The sequence below is a fragment of the Algoriphagus alkaliphilus genome, assembly GCF_900103735.1.
In the GTDB taxonomy this organism is placed as follows: Bacteria; Bacteroidota; Bacteroidia; order Cytophagales; family Cyclobacteriaceae; genus Algoriphagus; species Algoriphagus alkaliphilus.
This window is the reverse complement of sequence record NZ_FMXE01000005.1, coordinates 17,060-32,506: the sequence shown is the minus strand read 5'-3', so window position 1 is coordinate 32,506 and position 15,447 is coordinate 17,060. Positions and strand designations below refer to the sequence as shown.

Annotated in this window: 15 protein-coding genes and 1 tRNA gene; 8 read left to right on the top strand and 8 right to left on the bottom strand. The window is 40.2% G+C overall.

Annotated elements, in window-relative coordinates; translation table 11 throughout:
- Positions 1 to 9 precede the first annotated feature (9 nt).
- Positions 10 to 906 (bottom strand): class I SAM-dependent methyltransferase, encoded by an 897-nt coding sequence (locus BLQ81_RS03835; protein ID WP_092728638.1) that lies wholly within the window; start codon positions 904 to 906, stop codon positions 10 to 12.
- A gap of 73 nt (positions 907 to 979) precedes the next feature.
- On the bottom strand, positions 980 to 1,807 hold the full coding sequence (locus tag BLQ81_RS03830; protein ID WP_092728637.1) for an SDR family NAD(P)-dependent oxidoreductase: 828 nt from the start codon (positions 1,805 to 1,807) through the stop codon (positions 980 to 982).
- A gap of 175 nt (positions 1,808 to 1,982) precedes the next feature.
- Between BLQ81_RS03830 and BLQ81_RS03825 the strand changes: the two genes are divergently transcribed.
- The 3 genes from BLQ81_RS03825 to BLQ81_RS03815 are packed head-to-tail and all read left to right on the top strand — an operon-like array spanning position 1,983 to position 4,129.
- Positions 1,983 to 2,804, top strand: a complete 822-nt coding sequence (locus tag BLQ81_RS03825; protein WP_092728636.1) for a 1-acyl-sn-glycerol-3-phosphate acyltransferase — start codon at positions 1,983 to 1,985, stop codon at positions 2,802 to 2,804.
- Positions 2,797 to 3,756 (top strand): GNAT family N-acetyltransferase, encoded by a 960-nt coding sequence (locus tag BLQ81_RS03820; protein ID WP_092728635.1) that lies wholly within the window; start codon positions 2,797 to 2,799, stop codon positions 3,754 to 3,756. The genes BLQ81_RS03825 and BLQ81_RS03820 overlap by 8 nt, the downstream gene beginning before the upstream one ends.
- A 1-nt stretch (position 3,757) precedes the next feature.
- Positions 3,758 to 4,129: a CoA-binding protein gene (locus tag BLQ81_RS03815; protein WP_092728634.1), complete on the top strand. Its 372-nt coding sequence runs from the start codon at positions 3,758 to 3,760 to the stop codon at positions 4,127 to 4,129.
- Here the strand turns inward: BLQ81_RS03815 and BLQ81_RS03810 are convergent.
- Positions 4,120 to 4,941 (bottom strand): Brp/Blh family beta-carotene 15,15'-dioxygenase, encoded by an 822-nt coding sequence (locus tag BLQ81_RS03810; protein ID WP_092728633.1) that lies wholly within the window; start codon positions 4,939 to 4,941, stop codon positions 4,120 to 4,122. The genes BLQ81_RS03815 and BLQ81_RS03810 overlap by 10 nt on opposite strands.
- Positions 4,942 to 5,287: 346 nt before the next feature.
- Here BLQ81_RS03810 and gyrB point away from each other — a divergent pair, with 346 nt between their 5' ends.
- Together gyrB and ppk1 are read left to right on the top strand one after the other, a co-directional pair.
- Positions 5,288 to 7,243, top strand: coding sequence for a DNA topoisomerase (ATP-hydrolyzing) subunit B (gene gyrB, locus BLQ81_RS03805; RefSeq protein ID WP_092728632.1), 1,956 nt, complete (start codon positions 5,288 to 5,290; stop codon positions 7,241 to 7,243).
- A gap of 640 nt (positions 7,244 to 7,883) precedes the next feature.
- Positions 7,884 to 10,007: a polyphosphate kinase 1 gene (gene ppk1, locus BLQ81_RS03800; RefSeq protein WP_092728631.1), complete on the top strand. Its 2,124-nt coding sequence runs from the start codon at positions 7,884 to 7,886 to the stop codon at positions 10,005 to 10,007.
- A gap of 156 nt (positions 10,008 to 10,163) precedes the next feature.
- On the opposite strand, the gene BLQ81_RS03795 is transcribed toward ppk1, so the two are convergent.
- Together BLQ81_RS03795 and BLQ81_RS23010 are read right to left on the bottom strand one after the other, a co-directional pair.
- The gene (locus BLQ81_RS03795) at positions 10,164 to 10,373 is read right to left on the bottom strand and encodes a hypothetical protein (RefSeq protein ID WP_092728630.1); all 210 of its coding nucleotides are present in this window, start codon (positions 10,371 to 10,373) and stop codon (positions 10,164 to 10,166) included.
- An 81-nt stretch (positions 10,374 to 10,454) separates the two neighbouring features.
- A complete protein-coding gene (locus BLQ81_RS23010) occupies positions 10,455 to 10,610 on the bottom strand; it encodes a hypothetical protein (protein ID WP_317042015.1) in 156 nt (51 codons plus the stop codon).
- Between the two features lie 130 nt (positions 10,611 to 10,740).
- Between BLQ81_RS23010 and BLQ81_RS03785 the strand changes: the two genes are divergently transcribed.
- Complete coding sequence (locus BLQ81_RS03785; RefSeq protein ID WP_092728629.1) at positions 10,741 to 10,977, top strand: hypothetical protein; 237 nt, start codon at positions 10,741 to 10,743, stop codon at positions 10,975 to 10,977.
- A gap of 701 nt (positions 10,978 to 11,678) precedes the next feature.
- Here the strand turns inward: BLQ81_RS03785 and BLQ81_RS03780 are convergent.
- Positions 11,679 to 11,752 (bottom strand) — tRNA-Arg (locus BLQ81_RS03780).
- 12 nt (positions 11,753 to 11,764) lie between these two features.
- Positions 11,765 to 12,979, bottom strand: coding sequence for an ADP-forming succinate--CoA ligase subunit beta (gene sucC, locus BLQ81_RS03775; RefSeq protein WP_092728628.1), 1,215 nt, complete (start codon positions 12,977 to 12,979; stop codon positions 11,765 to 11,767).
- A gap of 224 nt (positions 12,980 to 13,203) precedes the next feature.
- Here sucC and BLQ81_RS03770 point away from each other — a divergent pair, with 224 nt between their 5' ends.
- On the top strand, positions 13,204 to 13,860 hold the full coding sequence (locus BLQ81_RS03770) for an ABC transporter ATP-binding protein (RefSeq protein WP_092728627.1): 657 nt from the start codon (positions 13,204 to 13,206) through the stop codon (positions 13,858 to 13,860).
- Here the strand turns inward: BLQ81_RS03770 and BLQ81_RS03765 are convergent.
- Positions 13,852 to 14,310, bottom strand: coding sequence for a peroxiredoxin (locus BLQ81_RS03765; protein ID WP_092728790.1), 459 nt, complete (start codon positions 14,308 to 14,310; stop codon positions 13,852 to 13,854). The genes BLQ81_RS03770 and BLQ81_RS03765 overlap by 9 nt on opposite strands.
- 148 nt (positions 14,311 to 14,458) lie before the next feature.
- Here BLQ81_RS03765 and BLQ81_RS03760 point away from each other — a divergent pair, with 148 nt between their 5' ends.
- Positions 14,459 to 15,262 (top strand): DMT family transporter, encoded by an 804-nt coding sequence (locus BLQ81_RS03760; RefSeq protein ID WP_092728789.1) that lies wholly within the window; start codon positions 14,459 to 14,461, stop codon positions 15,260 to 15,262.
- The last annotated feature ends 185 nt before the right edge of the window (positions 15,263 to 15,447 follow it).

Below are 15,447 nucleotides of genomic sequence, written 5' to 3'. Positions count from 1 at the left end.
TAACTCAAATCAAAAACTTGAGAATCGAAAGAAAATACCCAAAGGGAGCTTTTTGCCCTGTTTTTCTTCGAGGTAAAGTTCACCTTGTTCCGGATTTTGGACTTCACCGAAGTTGGAGCGGATGAGGTTGGCTGCGATCAATGAAGAGAAACTCAAAGAGTACATGTTTAGCAAGAGAAAGTGGTTTTTCGGATCCAGAATTTCAGCGCAGGTTTTGAGCATTTCATTGATTTGCTCTTCTAAAATCCACTTTTCTCCTTCAGGACCGCGCCCGTAGGCTGGTGGATCAAGGATTATACCCTGATAGACATTTCCTCTTCGTGCCTCTCGCTTGATGAATTTCATCGCGTCATCCACCATCCAGCGGATCCCCTCCAGACCGGAGGATTCCATATTGTGTTTGGACCAAGTGACTACCTGCTTCACCGAATCCAGATGGGTAACCTCCGCACCAGCGGCACGACAGGCCACACTTGCAGCGCCGGTGTAGGCGAATAGGTTTAATACCTTAGGTTTTTGATTTGGGAAGGACTTGATTTTTTGAAATAGATAATCCCAATTTACTGCCTGTTCGGGAAAGAGCCCGATGTGCTTAAAGGACGTTTGAGCCAGATTTAGCGTCATTTTCAATCCATCTCCATTTTCATATTCAATGGACCAATTATGCGGCATGGGTTTGATCTGTTGCCATTGGCCCTTTTCTGGATTGTTTTTTTCCTTTGCAAAATGGGCATGAGCAAGTTTTCGCCATTCAGATTCAGGCAAACTTTTGTCCCAAATTGCCTGTGGTTCGGGTCGGCTGAGGATAAAATTCCCGAAGCGTTCCAGTTTTTCGAAGCCCCCTGTATCGATCAGTTCATAATCAGACCATGGGCCGGGGCAAAGTGAGAGGATGGTTTCTTTCATTGCCGCAATTTAGGTTTTTTGACCGAAGCGACCATCGTTCACCTAGCGCTATCCAAGATTTTGATAAGCGAATTCATGACTTCAAAGCAGACAGGATTTCTTCACTGTATTCCCACAGGCTGTATGATAGATCGCGACTCAGTCCAAATGAAGATGGAGATTTTGGTTTTCTGCGAACATAATAACTTCCATTTCGGAGATTTTCCTTCGTAGTTTTCGCTAAAAAGATTGTCGTTTCAGCACCTGCTTTGGGGCTGATGAAAAACAGCTGAGTGAGACGGATGAGGCCTTTTGTAAGGGCCGAAGTTTCAGATCCAAAAGCTGTTCGGACTGCCCCGGGATGCAAGGAGAATGCACTTATTCCTTTACTTTCAAATCTGGTTTTCAGTTCGTTGGAAAACAATATATTATAAAGTTTTACTTTTCCGTAGGCAGTGATGGTATTTGCGGATTTTTTCAGACCGAAATCCCCGCTTGGATCTCCGGAAATTCGGTGGGCCTCTGAACTTACATTGATGATTTTGGCCTTGCCTTTTTCCAATGCAGGGAGAAGCTCTTGCGTTAACAAAAAGTGTCCAAGATGATTGGTGGCAAAGGTCATGTCCAGACCTTCAGATGTGAGTTTTTTTGCGGGAAACATTCCCCCTGCATTATTGATCAACACATCTACTTGGTCAGTGAATTGAAGAATTTCTTTAGCGCCTGCTTTTACGCTGCTCATTTCGCTCAAGTCCATCGATATAAGTCTGATCTTTTCTTTACCGGGTAAGCCATCAATCATTTTTTTGGCTTTTTCTAGATTCCTGACAGGCAGGAGTGCCATTTTGCATTCTGGCAGTAATGCTTTTAATGTCTCCCATCCAATACCGGAAGTGCTGCCTGTCACTATTAAATTTATCATATCTGTAGTTTACCTAGACTACTGAAAATCTAGGCTCTTGGTTTTCAGGAATCTAGTTTTAGTCCCTTTATAGTAGGAAAATGGAAGATTTTATTTTTGTACTTTTGAAATAATACGTTGTGAAAAAATTAATTTTTGCTTCGAATTTCAATTGAAAGCACAATTTTTTGACCCCATGTCAAAGAAATTTATCGATATCGAAAAGGCCATTCACTCTAAAAACCCCAAGCTTCTCAAATGGATGCCAGGGTTTTTATTGAATTATATTAAAAAAGTCACGCATGAAGCTTGGCTTAATTCTGTATTGACCAAGCATCTTCAGCTGAAAGGAATTGATTTTGTCAATGCGTTAATCGAGGAATTTGAAATAGAGGTTGAATTGATAGGAGAGGAAAACATTCCTAAAACAGGTGGGTTCATACTTGCTGCAAACCATCCTTTGGGGGGAATGGATGGAATCGCACTGATGTATGCAATAGGAAAAATCAGGACTGACATCCGCTTTCTTGTTAATGATTTGCTCATGAGTTTTGATAATTTTCAGCCGATTTTCGTTCCGGTAAATACCTTGGGTAAAAACTCACTGAATGCGAATTTGAGGATTGAGGAAGCCTATGCCAACAATCATCCGGTATTGATATTTCCGGCCGGACTGGTTTCAAGAAAACAAGAAGGTAAGGTTCAAGATTTAAAATGGAAGAAAAGCTTTATTTCGAAGGCAAAAAAATATCAGTTGAATGTACTGCCCTGTCACATCGGAGGAAGGAATTCTGAGTTTTTTTACAATCTTGCTCACTGGAGAAAAAAAATCGGCGTATCAGCAAACATTGAAATGTTTTGGCTGGTAGACGAAATGTATAAGAAAAGAGGGAAGAAAGTGGTGATCAAAGTAGGTAATCCCGTTTCTTACCAATATTTTAATTCTGAGAAAAGTGATGTCCAATGGGCTGAATATATGAAAGATCTGGTTTACAAACTTGAGGAGGCGAATGACTAAAGTAATGCCGATTATTTCTGCGGTGGATCGCAACCTGCTCAAATGCGAGTTAACGGGTGAGCGATTCCTCCGCTATACAAACAATGGAGATAACCTAGTCTATTTGGTCAATCATCACAATGCTCCAAATGTGGTTCAAGAAATTGGCCGATTGCGGGAGTTAACATTTCGTGCAGCCGGCGGTGGAACCGGAAAGGAAGTGGATTTGGATGACAATGATATTTGCGAAAATTGCTATGATCAGCTGATTACCTGGAATCCCGAGGATGAAGAAATCGTAGCAGGATATCGCGTGATTATGTGCAAAAATGCAATACAGCCTGATGGTTCAATTAATTTGTCTACGACTCATTTATTCGACTTTTCCGAAAAATTTATCAAGGATTATATCCCTTATACTTTAGAATTAGGGCGCTCTTTTGTCCAGCCACAATATCAGCCGAGTCTGGATAATCGAAAAGGTATCTTTAGTTTGGATAATCTCTGGGATGGATTAGGGGCTGTGGTTTTACTCAATCCGGATGTCAAATATCTCTTCGGCAAAGTGACTATGTATCCACATTACAATCGGGAAGGGCGTGACCTTTTGTTGTATTTTATGAATCACTATTTCCCTGATAATGATTCACTTGTATTGCCTAAAATGAATCTAAGGTTAACCTATGAGACTGGGATTGAATTGCTGCCAAACCCTTTTGAAAACCTAGACTATAAGGATGGGTATAAATACCTGAATGGGAAAATAAGATCCTTGGGTGAGAACATCCCTCCTTTGATCAATACCTATATGAACTTATCACCGACCATGAGAACTTTCGGTACTGCCTTGAATGATGAGTTTGGCGAAGTAGAGGAAACCGGAATAATGATTACCCTAGCCGATATCTACGAAAGTAAAAAGCACCGTCACATGGATACGTTTGTACGAGACCGTATTTTTGAAAGGCAGTAAGATGGATTCAAGGTTGACTTTGGTAGTTGGTGCTACCACAAATCCTTCCCGCTATGCATTTTCTGCAGCTCAACTGTTTCTTGAAAAAAACCTCGAATTTATACCCATAGGAATCAAAAAAGGGGAGCTTTTTGGAAAGGAAATCCTTGATTTAAATGCCAGGCCTGATTTGAAGAATGTCCATACCATCACGTTGTATATCGGCCCGGCCAATCAGACGGAGTGGATTGACTACCTGATCGGCCTGCATCCAAAACGAATTATTTTTAATCCGGGTACAGAAAACCCTGAATTTTTCAAGAAAGCTTCCGAAGCCGGAATTGAAGTGCTGACTGCCTGCAACTTAGTGATGTTGAGTACAGGTCAATTTTGATTTAATTTTTTCAAAAAGCTATCCATGTAAAGGATATGGGGAAATGAAATCAGGGAGATCATCACAAAGAAAAGTAGAATCAATTCATTCTTTTCGAGAAATTTTAAGCCAAAAAATAAGATTAGGCCAATACCTATGAAACTGATAATTGAAAATGGAAGAAGTTGTATTCCAAATTTTTTGACTGTGTTGTAAGCTTTGAACCCACGCAAAAACTTGTATTCTGTAATCATACTTGGCAATGCATGCCAAAACCCAAAGTAAACCACAAATCCTATGAGCAATGGGCTATAGAAGAGAATGGGCCCCAAAACTCCGATTTCCAAAATGTGTCTTTGCTGAAATTTGCAACCGGATATTTCTTGAAATAGCAGGGTAGTTAAGAGAAATGCAACTAATATAAAACTCTTGGATTGAGCCAGATATTCCAAATTGACAAGAGGCGAGAGGATCAATTTGGTTGCTTCCCAATCACCAAATAGAATAGCAAAAAGGAAGAAACCTCCGCGAGTGGTAAAGAGAAGCCATGAATATTGTTTGGGAGGGTTTTCCGAGATGAAGTGGGATTGTCCAAAATGGTATGCAGACATCACTAAAAAAGCGAGCAAAGCCAGTTTAGGAAGGAAATACCAAATCGATAGATAGGCAGCTATTAAAGTCAAATAAATCAGCAAAAACCTTCCCAATCCCTTTCTGTCAATTTTCGGGTTGGATATTAAGTGATCAATTACACCATGGGGAATACCTATGGAAAGAAGAATTACTCCAAAAAGAGCAAATTGAACAAGTGAATTGCTTTCTGGAAGAAACATAAAAACCAAGCAGATTACCAATCCGAGCGCTTTAGCCGTATTAAAAGAACCTCGGTTTGATTTTTGTTTAACAAATGATATGTATAATTAAACAAAACATAATGAACAGTTAAATTTCAAGTTTCAACTGCATAAAAACTGAGACAAAAAAGAAAGAAAAATTTTAATATTATTACAGAAACAAAATATTGTTCTGTCGATTCATGATTCTGTTGAAAATCCCTGTTACGATTTTTAGTGACACCAAACCTGCTTCAAACCGACTTTTTTTACCTATATTGCATCTAATAATTTTGAACAAAAAATCACCTTTTTAAGCCCATTTTGAGGCTTTTCTCCAAAAAATATGAGTGAAGAAAAAGCGAAGAATTCTGCTGATTATTCAGCAGATAATATCCAGGTATTAGAAGGCTTGGAAGCAGTTCGAAAGAGACCTGCAATGTATATTGGTGATATTGGTGTCAAAGGCCTGCATCACTTGATTTGGGAAGTGGTTGATAACTCCATTGATGAGGCTCTTGCAGGACATTGTGATACAATTCATGTCACTGTTCACGAAGATAATTCTGTCACAGTAGAGGACAATGGTCGTGGCATACCTACTGATATGCACCACAAAGAGAAAAAGTCAGCACTTGAGGTTGTCTTGACTGTATTGCATGCCGGTGGGAAATTTGACAAGGATACGTATAAAGTTTCTGGTGGTCTGCATGGTGTTGGTGTCTCCTGCGTCAATGCACTTTCCAGTGATCTTAAAGCAACTGTTTATCGTAATGGAGTGATTTTCGAGCAGGAGTTTAAGATTGGTGTGCCTCAATATCCTGCCAGGCAAATTGGGCCGACGGATAAAAGAGGAACAACCATCCATTTCAAGCCGGATGCAAGCATTTTTGTGATCACCGAATTCAAGTACGAAACCATTGCAAATCGTCTCAGGGAAATGTCATTCCTGAATGCAGGAATCAGAATCACTTTAACAGACCTCAGAGAAATAGAGGATGGAACTCCTAAACGGGATGAATTTTTCTCCGAAGGTGGATTGGTTGAGTTTGTTCAGTACCTGGACGAAACACGCGAGAAAATAATCGATCATCCAATTTACATAGAATCGGACCAAAACGGAGTACCCGTTCAGGTAGCAATGAACTATAATAGTTCATACAGTGAAAACGTGGTTTCTTATGTCAATACTATCAATACATACGAAGGAGGATCCCACGTAACCGGTTTTAGAAGGGCTTTGACTAGAACATTAAAGTCTTATGCCGACAAATCCGGCATGCTTGACAAGTTAAAACTTGAGGTTTCTGGGGATGATTTTCGTGAAGGTTTGACTGCCGTGATCTCGGTGAAAGTCCAAGAACCCCAGTTTGAGGGCCAGACCAAGACAAAGCTTGGGAATTCCGATGTTATCGGAGCAGTAGACAGTGCGGTGTCCGAAACACTTCAAAGCTGGCTGGAAGAGCATCCCAAAGAAGCAAAAATTATTGTTGGCAAGGTAATTCTTGCCGCTCAGGCACGACACGCTGCTCGAAAGGCCCGTGAAATGGTTCAGCGTAAAAATGTTCTTGGAGGCGGAGGACTTCCGGGTAAGCTTGCCGATTGTGCAAATTCCGATCCTACTGTTTGTGAATTGTATCTAGTCGAAGGGGACTCTGCCGGTGGATCTGCCAAGCAAGGTAGGGATCGTGATTTTCAGGCCATTTTACCATTAAAAGGTAAAATCTTAAACGTTGAAAAAGCACACGAGCACAAAATCTATGACAACGAGGAAATCAAAAACATTCTTACTGCTCTGGGTGTAAAGCTAGGTACTGCAAATGATGACAAGGAATTGGATATGACCGGTCTGCGGTATCATAAAATTATCATCATGACGGATGCGGATATTGACGGATCTCACATCCGAACCTTGATTTTGACCTTGTTCTTCCGATACATGAGGGCACTTATCGAAAATGGCTACGTTTATATAGCCTTGCCACCGCTTTACCTTTTGAAGCGTGGAAAAGATGAACGCTATTGCTGGACAGAGGAGGAGCGAAAGCTTATGACGGCTGATATGGCGAAAGACGGAAAGATAGATAGTGTAGGAATTCAACGTTACAAGGGACTTGGTGAAATGAACCCTGAGCAGCTTTGGACCACTACAATGGATCCCAACGTGCGAACAATCAAACAGGTGAACATTGAATCAGCCGCGGAGGCAGATCACTTATTCAGCATGCTCATGGGAGATGAAGTAGCCCCTCGCAGAGACTTCATCGAAAAAAATGCGAAGTACGCCAAAATCGATACTTAAGAAAAAGGGGCTTTTGAAGCCCCTTTTTCGAAATGTTCAAGGATTCAAAATTTGACTTGGCCGTCTTTTTATTGAATATTGAATGAGATAAATTGAGCTGGTCTGCCTCAGGCACGACACTAAGCTACATAAGGGAGGTGGTTGCTAAGCAAAGGCAGATGCGAGATTCTTAATTCACTATTCTGCCTGTGACTTCTAGGCTTACCGGGCCGCTAGGCAGGTAGGGGTTAAATTGAGTGGTCTTTACTAATAAATAATAAACACATGAAATACCCATGTCGAAAGAGCGACACACAGGAGCATGATTATCTGGGGGTATTCCATGTGGCAATTAAAAACCAAATTATAAACACATGAAATACCCATTTCGAAAGAGCGACACACAGGAGCATGATTATCTGGGGGTATTCCATGTGGCAATTAAAAACCAAATTATAAACACATGAAATGCCCATGATCTCGTATTTACGGGATCACACAGGGGGATGCCCCGACCTATCGTGGCAGGGCATTCCATCTGACCATAAAAATCAAATTAATAAACAGATGAAATGCCCATGATCCCGTAGGTACGGGATCACACAGGGGAATGATTATAAAGGGCATTCCATGTGACAGCTAAAAAACAAATTATAAACACATGAAATTGGCAATTGGAGATAAATATGAATCCACAATCCAAAAAAGTGATCTTGTCAGCAGAGATTTAAGTTGGATTAAGTTCAATGAGCGAGTATTGGATCAGTCTAAAAAGGTCGGTCGAAGCATATTTGAAAAGCTGAAGTTCTTAGCAATCACTGCCTCCAACTTGGATGAATTTTTTATGATCAGGGTGGGCTCTTTGTACAACTATTTAGACTACGAAAAAGAGCGGGTTGACTATTCAGGTCTTAGAGAAGATCCATTTAAGGAGAAGCTCATGAAGGATTGTCAGCGGTATCACTTTGACCAACATGAGCATTTCACCAAAGTAATTCTCCCGGAATTGCATCAGGAGGGGATTTCCCTTTACAATGTTTCCAAATTGTATGAAAACGAACAGGAAATAGTAAAGCAGTATTTTCTCAAGGCAATCTATCCTATGCTTACGCCGATGGTTTATGATGGCTACCGTACATTTCCGATCTTGATGAATAAGCTCCTCGTTTTTGGAGTGGTCACTACAAGTCCAGGCGAGCGCAAGGACATGCGCAAAATGAGTTTTGTGCAGATTCCGGCAAATATTCCTCGGTTTTTTGAGATTGAGCGTGAAAACTCACTTTTACTTATTCCTATAGAGGAGGTGATTAGGGAAAACGTCATTTCGCTTTTTAGAAATGTAGAGATTGAATCTATCAGTCTTTTCCGAATTACTCGAAACGGAGATTTCACGCTGGAGGAAAGTGAGGATATGGACGCCAACTTCCTTGAAGAAGTGAAGCGTAAATTGATGGAGCGGAAGACCGGTAGGGTGGTTCGAATCGAGATTGAAGAAGGGTACTCAAAATGGATGTTAAACTCCCTTCTGGAAAGATGGAATCTCAAGTCGGATTCAGTTTATATGGTTAGTCGATCCAGTATGATAGATTTTACAGGCTTATGGCAGATCGTTGGAAATAAGCGATTTCGAGACAGGCTCCCTCAAATTCCAGAACCCGTAAAACCTCTTTCTTATCCGGAAGAGGGGAAAGCTGATATTTTTGAAATACTCAAAGAGAAAGACATTCTACTTCATCATCCCTATAATAACATTGATTCGATTTTGGATCTAATTGAAAATGCAGCGGATGATCCTGATGTAATGGCCATTAAAATGACCATCTACCGATTGGCCAAGGATAGCAGAATTACCAAGACACTCCTGAAAGCTGCCGAAAATGGAAAGCACGTATCGGTACTTTTCGAAGTGAAAGCCCGATTTGATGAAGAAAACAACATCCGAGAAGCTAAAAAATTACAAAAGGCAGGATGCTTTGTCATTTATGGTATTTCAAATTTGAAAACCCATACGAAGCTCCTCCTGATAGTTAAAAAAGACGATACCGAAATAACACGGTTTGTACACTTGGGATCTGGAAATTACAATGAAGATACTGCGAGGCTTTATACAGATATTGGCTTATTGACCACCAATGAAACCCTAGCCAACGATGTTTCGGAGTTTTTCAATGTAATCACTGGGCACTCTGCCCCAAGTACCTACCGAAATCTCATTACCGCCCCGCGAGATATGCGGAACCAGTTAATCGACTTTATTGAACAGGAGGCTGAAAATGCGAGGAAAGGTTTGCCAGCAGGAATTTTCATTAAAGTGAATTCACTGGAGGACTCCGAAATCATTTATGCCTTATATAGAGCTTCTCAATCAGGTGTCACCATCAAATTAATCGTTCGCGGAATTTGTTGTTTGAGACCGAGAAGAGTAGGATTGAGCGAAAACATAGAAGTTTTATCCCTGGTTGGAGATTTTCTTGAACACAGCCGGATTTATCATTTCCATAACAACGGAAACACAAGGACTTATTCCGGGAGCGCAGATATGATGGTAAGAAGCTTTGATAAAAGACTGGAATCTCTCTTCAAAATTGAAGCTCCATTGCTGGAAAAGCAGCTGATGAATATTATTTCCTTCAATTTAAAAGATAACGTCAATTCCTATGTGATGAAGGAAGACGGCACTTACATCGCCAAACACCCGATTGGAGATGAGCTGGAATTTAATGTTCACAAGGAGTTTTTCAATGTTGATGTTGAAGAAGTACTCAAAGTGAAGTTGGTTGAATAGTCCTCTTTCTGAAAAAAAGCCCTGGATAAATTCATCATCAATTTTCCGAGGGCTTTTTTATGAAATAAACAATTTGGTTCACCAATGTATTGGGGAGGGACTGATTTCAGTTCCGGTTATTGAGGAAACTCACCTCAATTTTTCTCTGGGCATCCTTTATCTTTTCTTTGAAGCAACTAACAGGATAACTCCGGCAGCGGCTACAATTCCACCGGCATAAGTTGGCCAGCCAATTTCATTTTTCTTATCGGCTGTCACCTGTATGGGGCCAGCGTCAATCACCTTTTCGCTGGTGGTAAAATTTAGGCTTGGAACAAACAACATGATTAATCCTACTACGATCAAAACAATTCCAAATGTTTTCATAAATGGTTTTGGGTTTAAGTGAATTGAATTGTTAAAATAAAGATGAGGATTTCCCAACTAAAAAGGAAAGAAAATCGGAATTCAAAAAGTGGGAAGAATCCAAAAGAGGATGTTGAGGGGTGTGCCTACCTTTAGAAAATCTGTGAATCGGTATTTTCCGGGATTATAGATCATTGTATTGGTCTGAAAACCCATAGGTGTCATGAAACTCAAACTTGCCGCGAATTTCTCCGCCATTAAAAACGACCTGGTTCTACGTCTACATTAAGACCTGCTGCAATATTTATAGCAATTGGAGCCAAAAGTGCGGCAGAGGCATTATTTGACATTACATTGGTAAGTAAGAAGGTCAACCCAAAATAAGCAGTTGTCTGAAAATATATTCTTCAAAGCGCGCTATCAACTATACGCCAATTATGAAACACTCGCTTTTAATGCAATCGACCATCGATTGGATCTGATCTTAGCAGCGAAGGTTTCCAATGCAATCAGTGTAACATTGGCGGTACTTACCATTTATGATTTGGACCAAAACGAAAAAATCCAATTTAGCCAAGGATTAGATATTGGATTAGTTTATAAAAGTGGAAATTTTTCGGAATGAAAATAAAAAAAATACAAATTATTCTTTGGGATTTTGATTTAAAGGGATTTGTATTACTTTTGAATTCATTGTGGTAGTTAAATAATAGTTGGTTTAGTTTTCAAATAAAGGGCAGGAGATTTTCTCCTGCTTTTTTATTTTAATACCATGGAATAATGCTATTTTTTTTTAATTCACTAGATAAGGATACAAGTTTTTTATAATCGAATCTTGCCAAGCGAGATTGTTCAATTAAGTCTATCTTCAATAAATTTTGATTTTTGAAAAAATTGAAATCTCCTTCGAGCTGAACTACCCTTATGAATGGATTGAATCCTATCACCTCTTCGGGGTTTTAGTATCGTATTTCTCAAATGTCATTCACAATTATTTCATCCCTTCAGGATTATAAATAAATGCAGGAAAATTCTAAAATCTGCTTTCGGTCTTCTTAGAAAAAATGAACTCGACTTGGTTTGACCAGCTGACCAGACGTTTTTCGGTCATCTGAATTGAGTTTAATAATGTTATGAAATTCTTTGACTCCTCAGTAGATACTTTCAATATAAACCCCGAAGGGGTGGTAAAATTATAGAAAAATTAGATGGAGGTTTTTTCAAAACCCTGAAAGAGTGATATTTTTCAATCAAAATCAAAACAATTTATTGTCGTCAAGCTTTTCAATTACGAAGAAAAAAAGCCCAGACATTTGTCTGAGCTTGTGCACTCGGAAGGATTCGAACCCTCAACCCTCAGAGCCGAAATCTGATATTCTATCCAGTTGAACTACGAGTGCGTACTAGTATTTTTAGCCTTCCAGTACAGCCTGTACTTTCTCGGCAGCTTCTTTCAATGTAATGGCTGACTGCACTTTCAATCCTGACTCGTCAATGATCTTAGCACCTTCTTCCGCATTTGTCCCCTGAAGTCTTACGATAATTGGGATTTTAATGTCACCGATTGATTTGTAAGCTTCTACCACACCGTTTGCAATTCTGTCACAACGAACGATTCCACCGAACACGTTGATCAAAATCGCCTTGACGTTTGGATCCTGAAGGATGATTCTGAAACCTGCCTCAACAGTAGTTGCGTTTGCTCCTCCTCCCACATCGAGGAAGTTGGCAGGATCACCACCTGAAAGCTTGATCATATCCATGGTGGCCATTGCCAGGCCTGCGCCATTCACCATGCAACCTACGTTTCCGTCAAGTTTGACATAGTTAAGTCCTGATTTAGCGGCTTCTACTTCCAAAGGATCTTCTTCAGCCAAATCCCGTAATTCCGCCAATTTTGGCTGACGATAAAGTGCATTGTCATCGATGTTAACCTTTGCATCTACCGCCAAAATTTTATCATCGGAAGTTTTAAGCACAGGGTTAATCTCAAACTGAGAGGCGTCTGTTCCGATATAGGCATTGTATAGTGAAGTGATGAATTTCACCATTTCTTTGAATGCGTTACCTGAAAGCCCCAATTTGAAAGCAACTTTTCTTGCTTGAAATCCCTGAAGTCCGACCTTCGGGTCGATCCATTCTTTAATGATTTTTTCAGGATGATTTTCAGCTACTTCTTCAATGTCCATTCCGCCTTCGGTAGAAGCCATGATCACATTTGATCCTGTAGCTCTGTCCAAAAGGATGGACATGTAATATTCTTTTGGTTCTGAAGCTCCTGGATAATACACATCCTCAGCGACCAAGACCTTATTTACTTTTTTACCTTCAGCGCCAGTTTGGATAGTGACTAAAGTACCGCCAAGAATTGCGGCTGCTTTTTCTTTCACATCATCCAATTTCTTGGCAAGTACGACACCTCTGGAACCGGTTTCTTTTACTTCACCTTTTCCTCTTCCACCTGCGTGAATCTGTGCTTTGATCACATACCAGGAAGTACCGGTTTGAGCATTGAGTTTTACTGCAGCTTCGTGGGCGGCCTCAGGAGAATCTGCTACATATCCCTCCTGAATTTTTACTCCGTAACCTTTTAATACTTCTTTAGCCTGATATTCGTGAATATTCATGTGTGTAAGATTTTTTTATCAAGGTCACATAGAAAGTCCAAAATAGTAATCTCCTTTAAGCGGAGGTTTTCTCGTGGACATTTCATCCGATTAAAATTTTGCACGAAGATAAGGCGGGCAGATGGATAAATCAAGCCGGTTTTTTTCAATTTTTCAGATGAAAAACCTTTAATTCCTGTAATTGAGGGATTTGTTTTACTTTTAAAAACTCAAAAAAAATTACTATGCTGATTGCCAAAGGGATCCATAAATCCTACGGAAGCCTTCACGTATTGAAAGGCGTCGATCTTGAAATTTCTACCTCGGAAATAGTTTCCATCGTAGGTTCTTCCGGTGCGGGGAAAAGCACCCTATTGCACATTCTTGGGACTTTGGACCAACCTGAAAAAGGAATGCTCACTATGAATGGGATGAACCTTCTGTCTCTAAAAGGCGACAATTTAGCCGATTTCAGAAACAGCCAAATTGGGTTTATTTTCCAGTTTCACAACCTTTTACCAGAGTTCACTGCGCAAGAAAACATTCAAATTCCCGGATTTATTAAAGGAACCCAAGAGTCGGAGTTACTAAAAAAATCCGGTGAACTTTCCGAAATCCTGGGAATCAGTCACCGGCTTGACCATAAACCATCCACACTTTCCGGGGGTGAACAGCAGCGTGTGGCTGTGGCAAGAGCTTTGATAAATAACCCTTCGGTAGTATTTGCAGACGAACCCAGTGGAAATCTGGACACCGCAAATGCCAAAGGACTTCATGAGCTTTTTTTCAAGCTTCGGGATGAATTGAGACAGGCTTTTGTCATCGTCACGCACAATGAAGACTTGGCCGGGATGGCAGATCGAAAAGTTGTGATGAAGGATGGATTTATCGTGTCAGATTAATTGCTTTTTCAATTTTTTGAGCACGCTTTCGATATGGCCTTTGGATTCAAACATATCGGAAAAGACTCCCGAAATCTTATGGTCTTGATCCAATAAGTAAGTAATACGCTTTGGCATTTTGATTAAAGGAATCAAGGCGTCGTAGGCTTTGCAGACTTTTCCTTTTTCATCAGAAAGTAAATCAAAGGGAAGCCGATGGGCTTTCTTAAATTTTTCGTGGGTGGCTATATCGTCCCGACTGATACCAAAAACCGGAATATCCAACGCTCTAAAAGCTTCAAATTGATCTCTGAATTCACATGCTTCTGCAGTGCAAACCCCTGTGAAATCCTTAGGATAAAAATAGAGGATCACAACTTTTCCTTCCAAGTCTTTGGAAAGAGTAATCTTTTTATTGGAAGTGGAAGGAAGTGTAAAATCAGGTGCTTTTTCGCCAAGGCTCAGTGCCATAATAGTAATTTCCATCTTAACTCCGTTCCGGCACGATTGGTTTAATCCAAAGATTCTTTTGTTGTCTTGAACTATTTTTTTTAAGGATTAGCTTTGGAAAAAAACTTACACAAAAAAGATAGCGTTGAAAATTACCAGTGTACAGTCCATGCTTTTAGCAGGAATTTTCTTTGCAATGATGAATGTCTCAGTGAAGTTCATCCCTCACATTCCTGCAATTGAGATAGTCTGGTTTCGGTCTATTTTTAGTTTAATTTTCACATTTGTTGTACTAAGCAACAAAGGGATTTCGGTTTTTGGAAACAATAAAGGAAGTCTGATAATCCGTGGAATTGTCGGATCAATCAGTTTAATCCTTTTTTTCTATACGTTACAGCGGATTCCTTTGGCAAGTGCGGTGACGATGCAGTATTTGTCTCCAATTTTCACCACAATCTTGGGAGTTTTCATTCTCAAGGAAAAAGTTAGACCGATTCAATTTCTATATTTTGCCATGGCTTTTGCAGGAGTCTTGATTATCCAAGGTGTGGATCCGAGAATTGATCCCCTGAGTGCTGGGATGGGCATTGTTTCCGGACTTTCGGCTGGGCTTGCCTACAATATGATCCGTAAGCTCAAGACTTCCGAGCACCCGCTGGTTATCGTGTTTTATTTCCCCTTGGTCACCTTGCCCATCGCCTCAATCATTATGTATTTCGATTGGGTAATGCCAGAGGTCTGGGACTGGGTAATATTGCTGTGGATAGGGTTCTGTACACAAAGTGCCCAGTATTTTATGACTGTGGCTTATCAGACCGGAAATCTTGCGCGAGTTTCAAGTATAAGCTACATGAGTGTGCTTTATGCCCTCATTTTCGGCTTTTTTCTGTTTGGTGAGACCTTTCCATTTGCTTCCTATATCGGAATGGCTTTGGTATTGGTGGGGATTTTGTTGAATTTGAGAGTGAAATAACCACTCATTAAGAATTTTAATTGGTTGTCAAAAAAAAGCTGACCCTGGTAGAAGTCAGCTTTTAAGTGATTTGCCTAGAATATTTAATTTGATTATCCGCAATCCTGCCAGTAAGAAAGATTAGGCTATATAAAGTTGCGGATAATCGACCACAGACGACTGTCAACAGTCCACAGCTCGTTTTT

Coding starts and splice junctions, on each gene's coding strand:
- BLQ81_RS03795 (WP_092728630.1), bottom strand. CDS start 10,373: ATGAAAACATTTGGAATTGTTTTGATCGTAGTAGGATTAATCATGTTG.
- BLQ81_RS23010 (WP_317042015.1), bottom strand. CDS start 10,610: ATGGCGGAGAAATTCGCGGCAAGTTTGAGTTTCATGACACCTATGGGT.
- BLQ81_RS03820 (WP_092728635.1), top strand. CDS start 2,797: ATGACTAAAGTAATGCCGATTATTTCTGCGGTGGATCGCAACCTGCTC.
- gyrB (WP_092728632.1), top strand. CDS start 5,288: ATGAGTGAAGAAAAAGCGAAGAATTCTGCTGATTATTCAGCAGATAAT.
- ppk1 (WP_092728631.1), top strand. CDS start 7,884: ATGAAATTGGCAATTGGAGATAAATATGAATCCACAATCCAAAAAAGT.
- BLQ81_RS03770 (WP_092728627.1), top strand. CDS start 13,204: ATGCTGATTGCCAAAGGGATCCATAAATCCTACGGAAGCCTTCACGTA.
- BLQ81_RS03825 (WP_092728636.1), top strand. CDS start 1,983: ATGTCAAAGAAATTTATCGATATCGAAAAGGCCATTCACTCTAAAAAC.
- BLQ81_RS03765 (WP_092728790.1), bottom strand. CDS start 14,310: ATGGCACTGAGCCTTGGCGAAAAAGCACCTGATTTTACACTTCCTTCC.
- BLQ81_RS03835 (WP_092728638.1), bottom strand. CDS start 906: ATGAAAGAAACCATCCTCTCACTTTGCCCCGGCCCATGGTCTGATTAT.
- BLQ81_RS03760 (WP_092728789.1), top strand. CDS start 14,459: ATGCTTTTAGCAGGAATTTTCTTTGCAATGATGAATGTCTCAGTGAAG.
- sucC (WP_092728628.1), bottom strand. CDS start 12,979: ATGAATATTCACGAATATCAGGCTAAAGAAGTATTAAAAGGTTACGGA.
- BLQ81_RS03810 (WP_092728633.1), bottom strand. CDS start 4,941: ATGTTTCTTCCAGAAAGCAATTCACTTGTTCAATTTGCTCTTTTTGGA.
- BLQ81_RS03830 (WP_092728637.1), bottom strand. CDS start 1,807: ATGATAAATTTAATAGTGACAGGCAGCACTTCCGGTATTGGATGGGAG.
- BLQ81_RS03815 (WP_092728634.1), top strand. CDS start 3,758: ATGGATTCAAGGTTGACTTTGGTAGTTGGTGCTACCACAAATCCTTCC.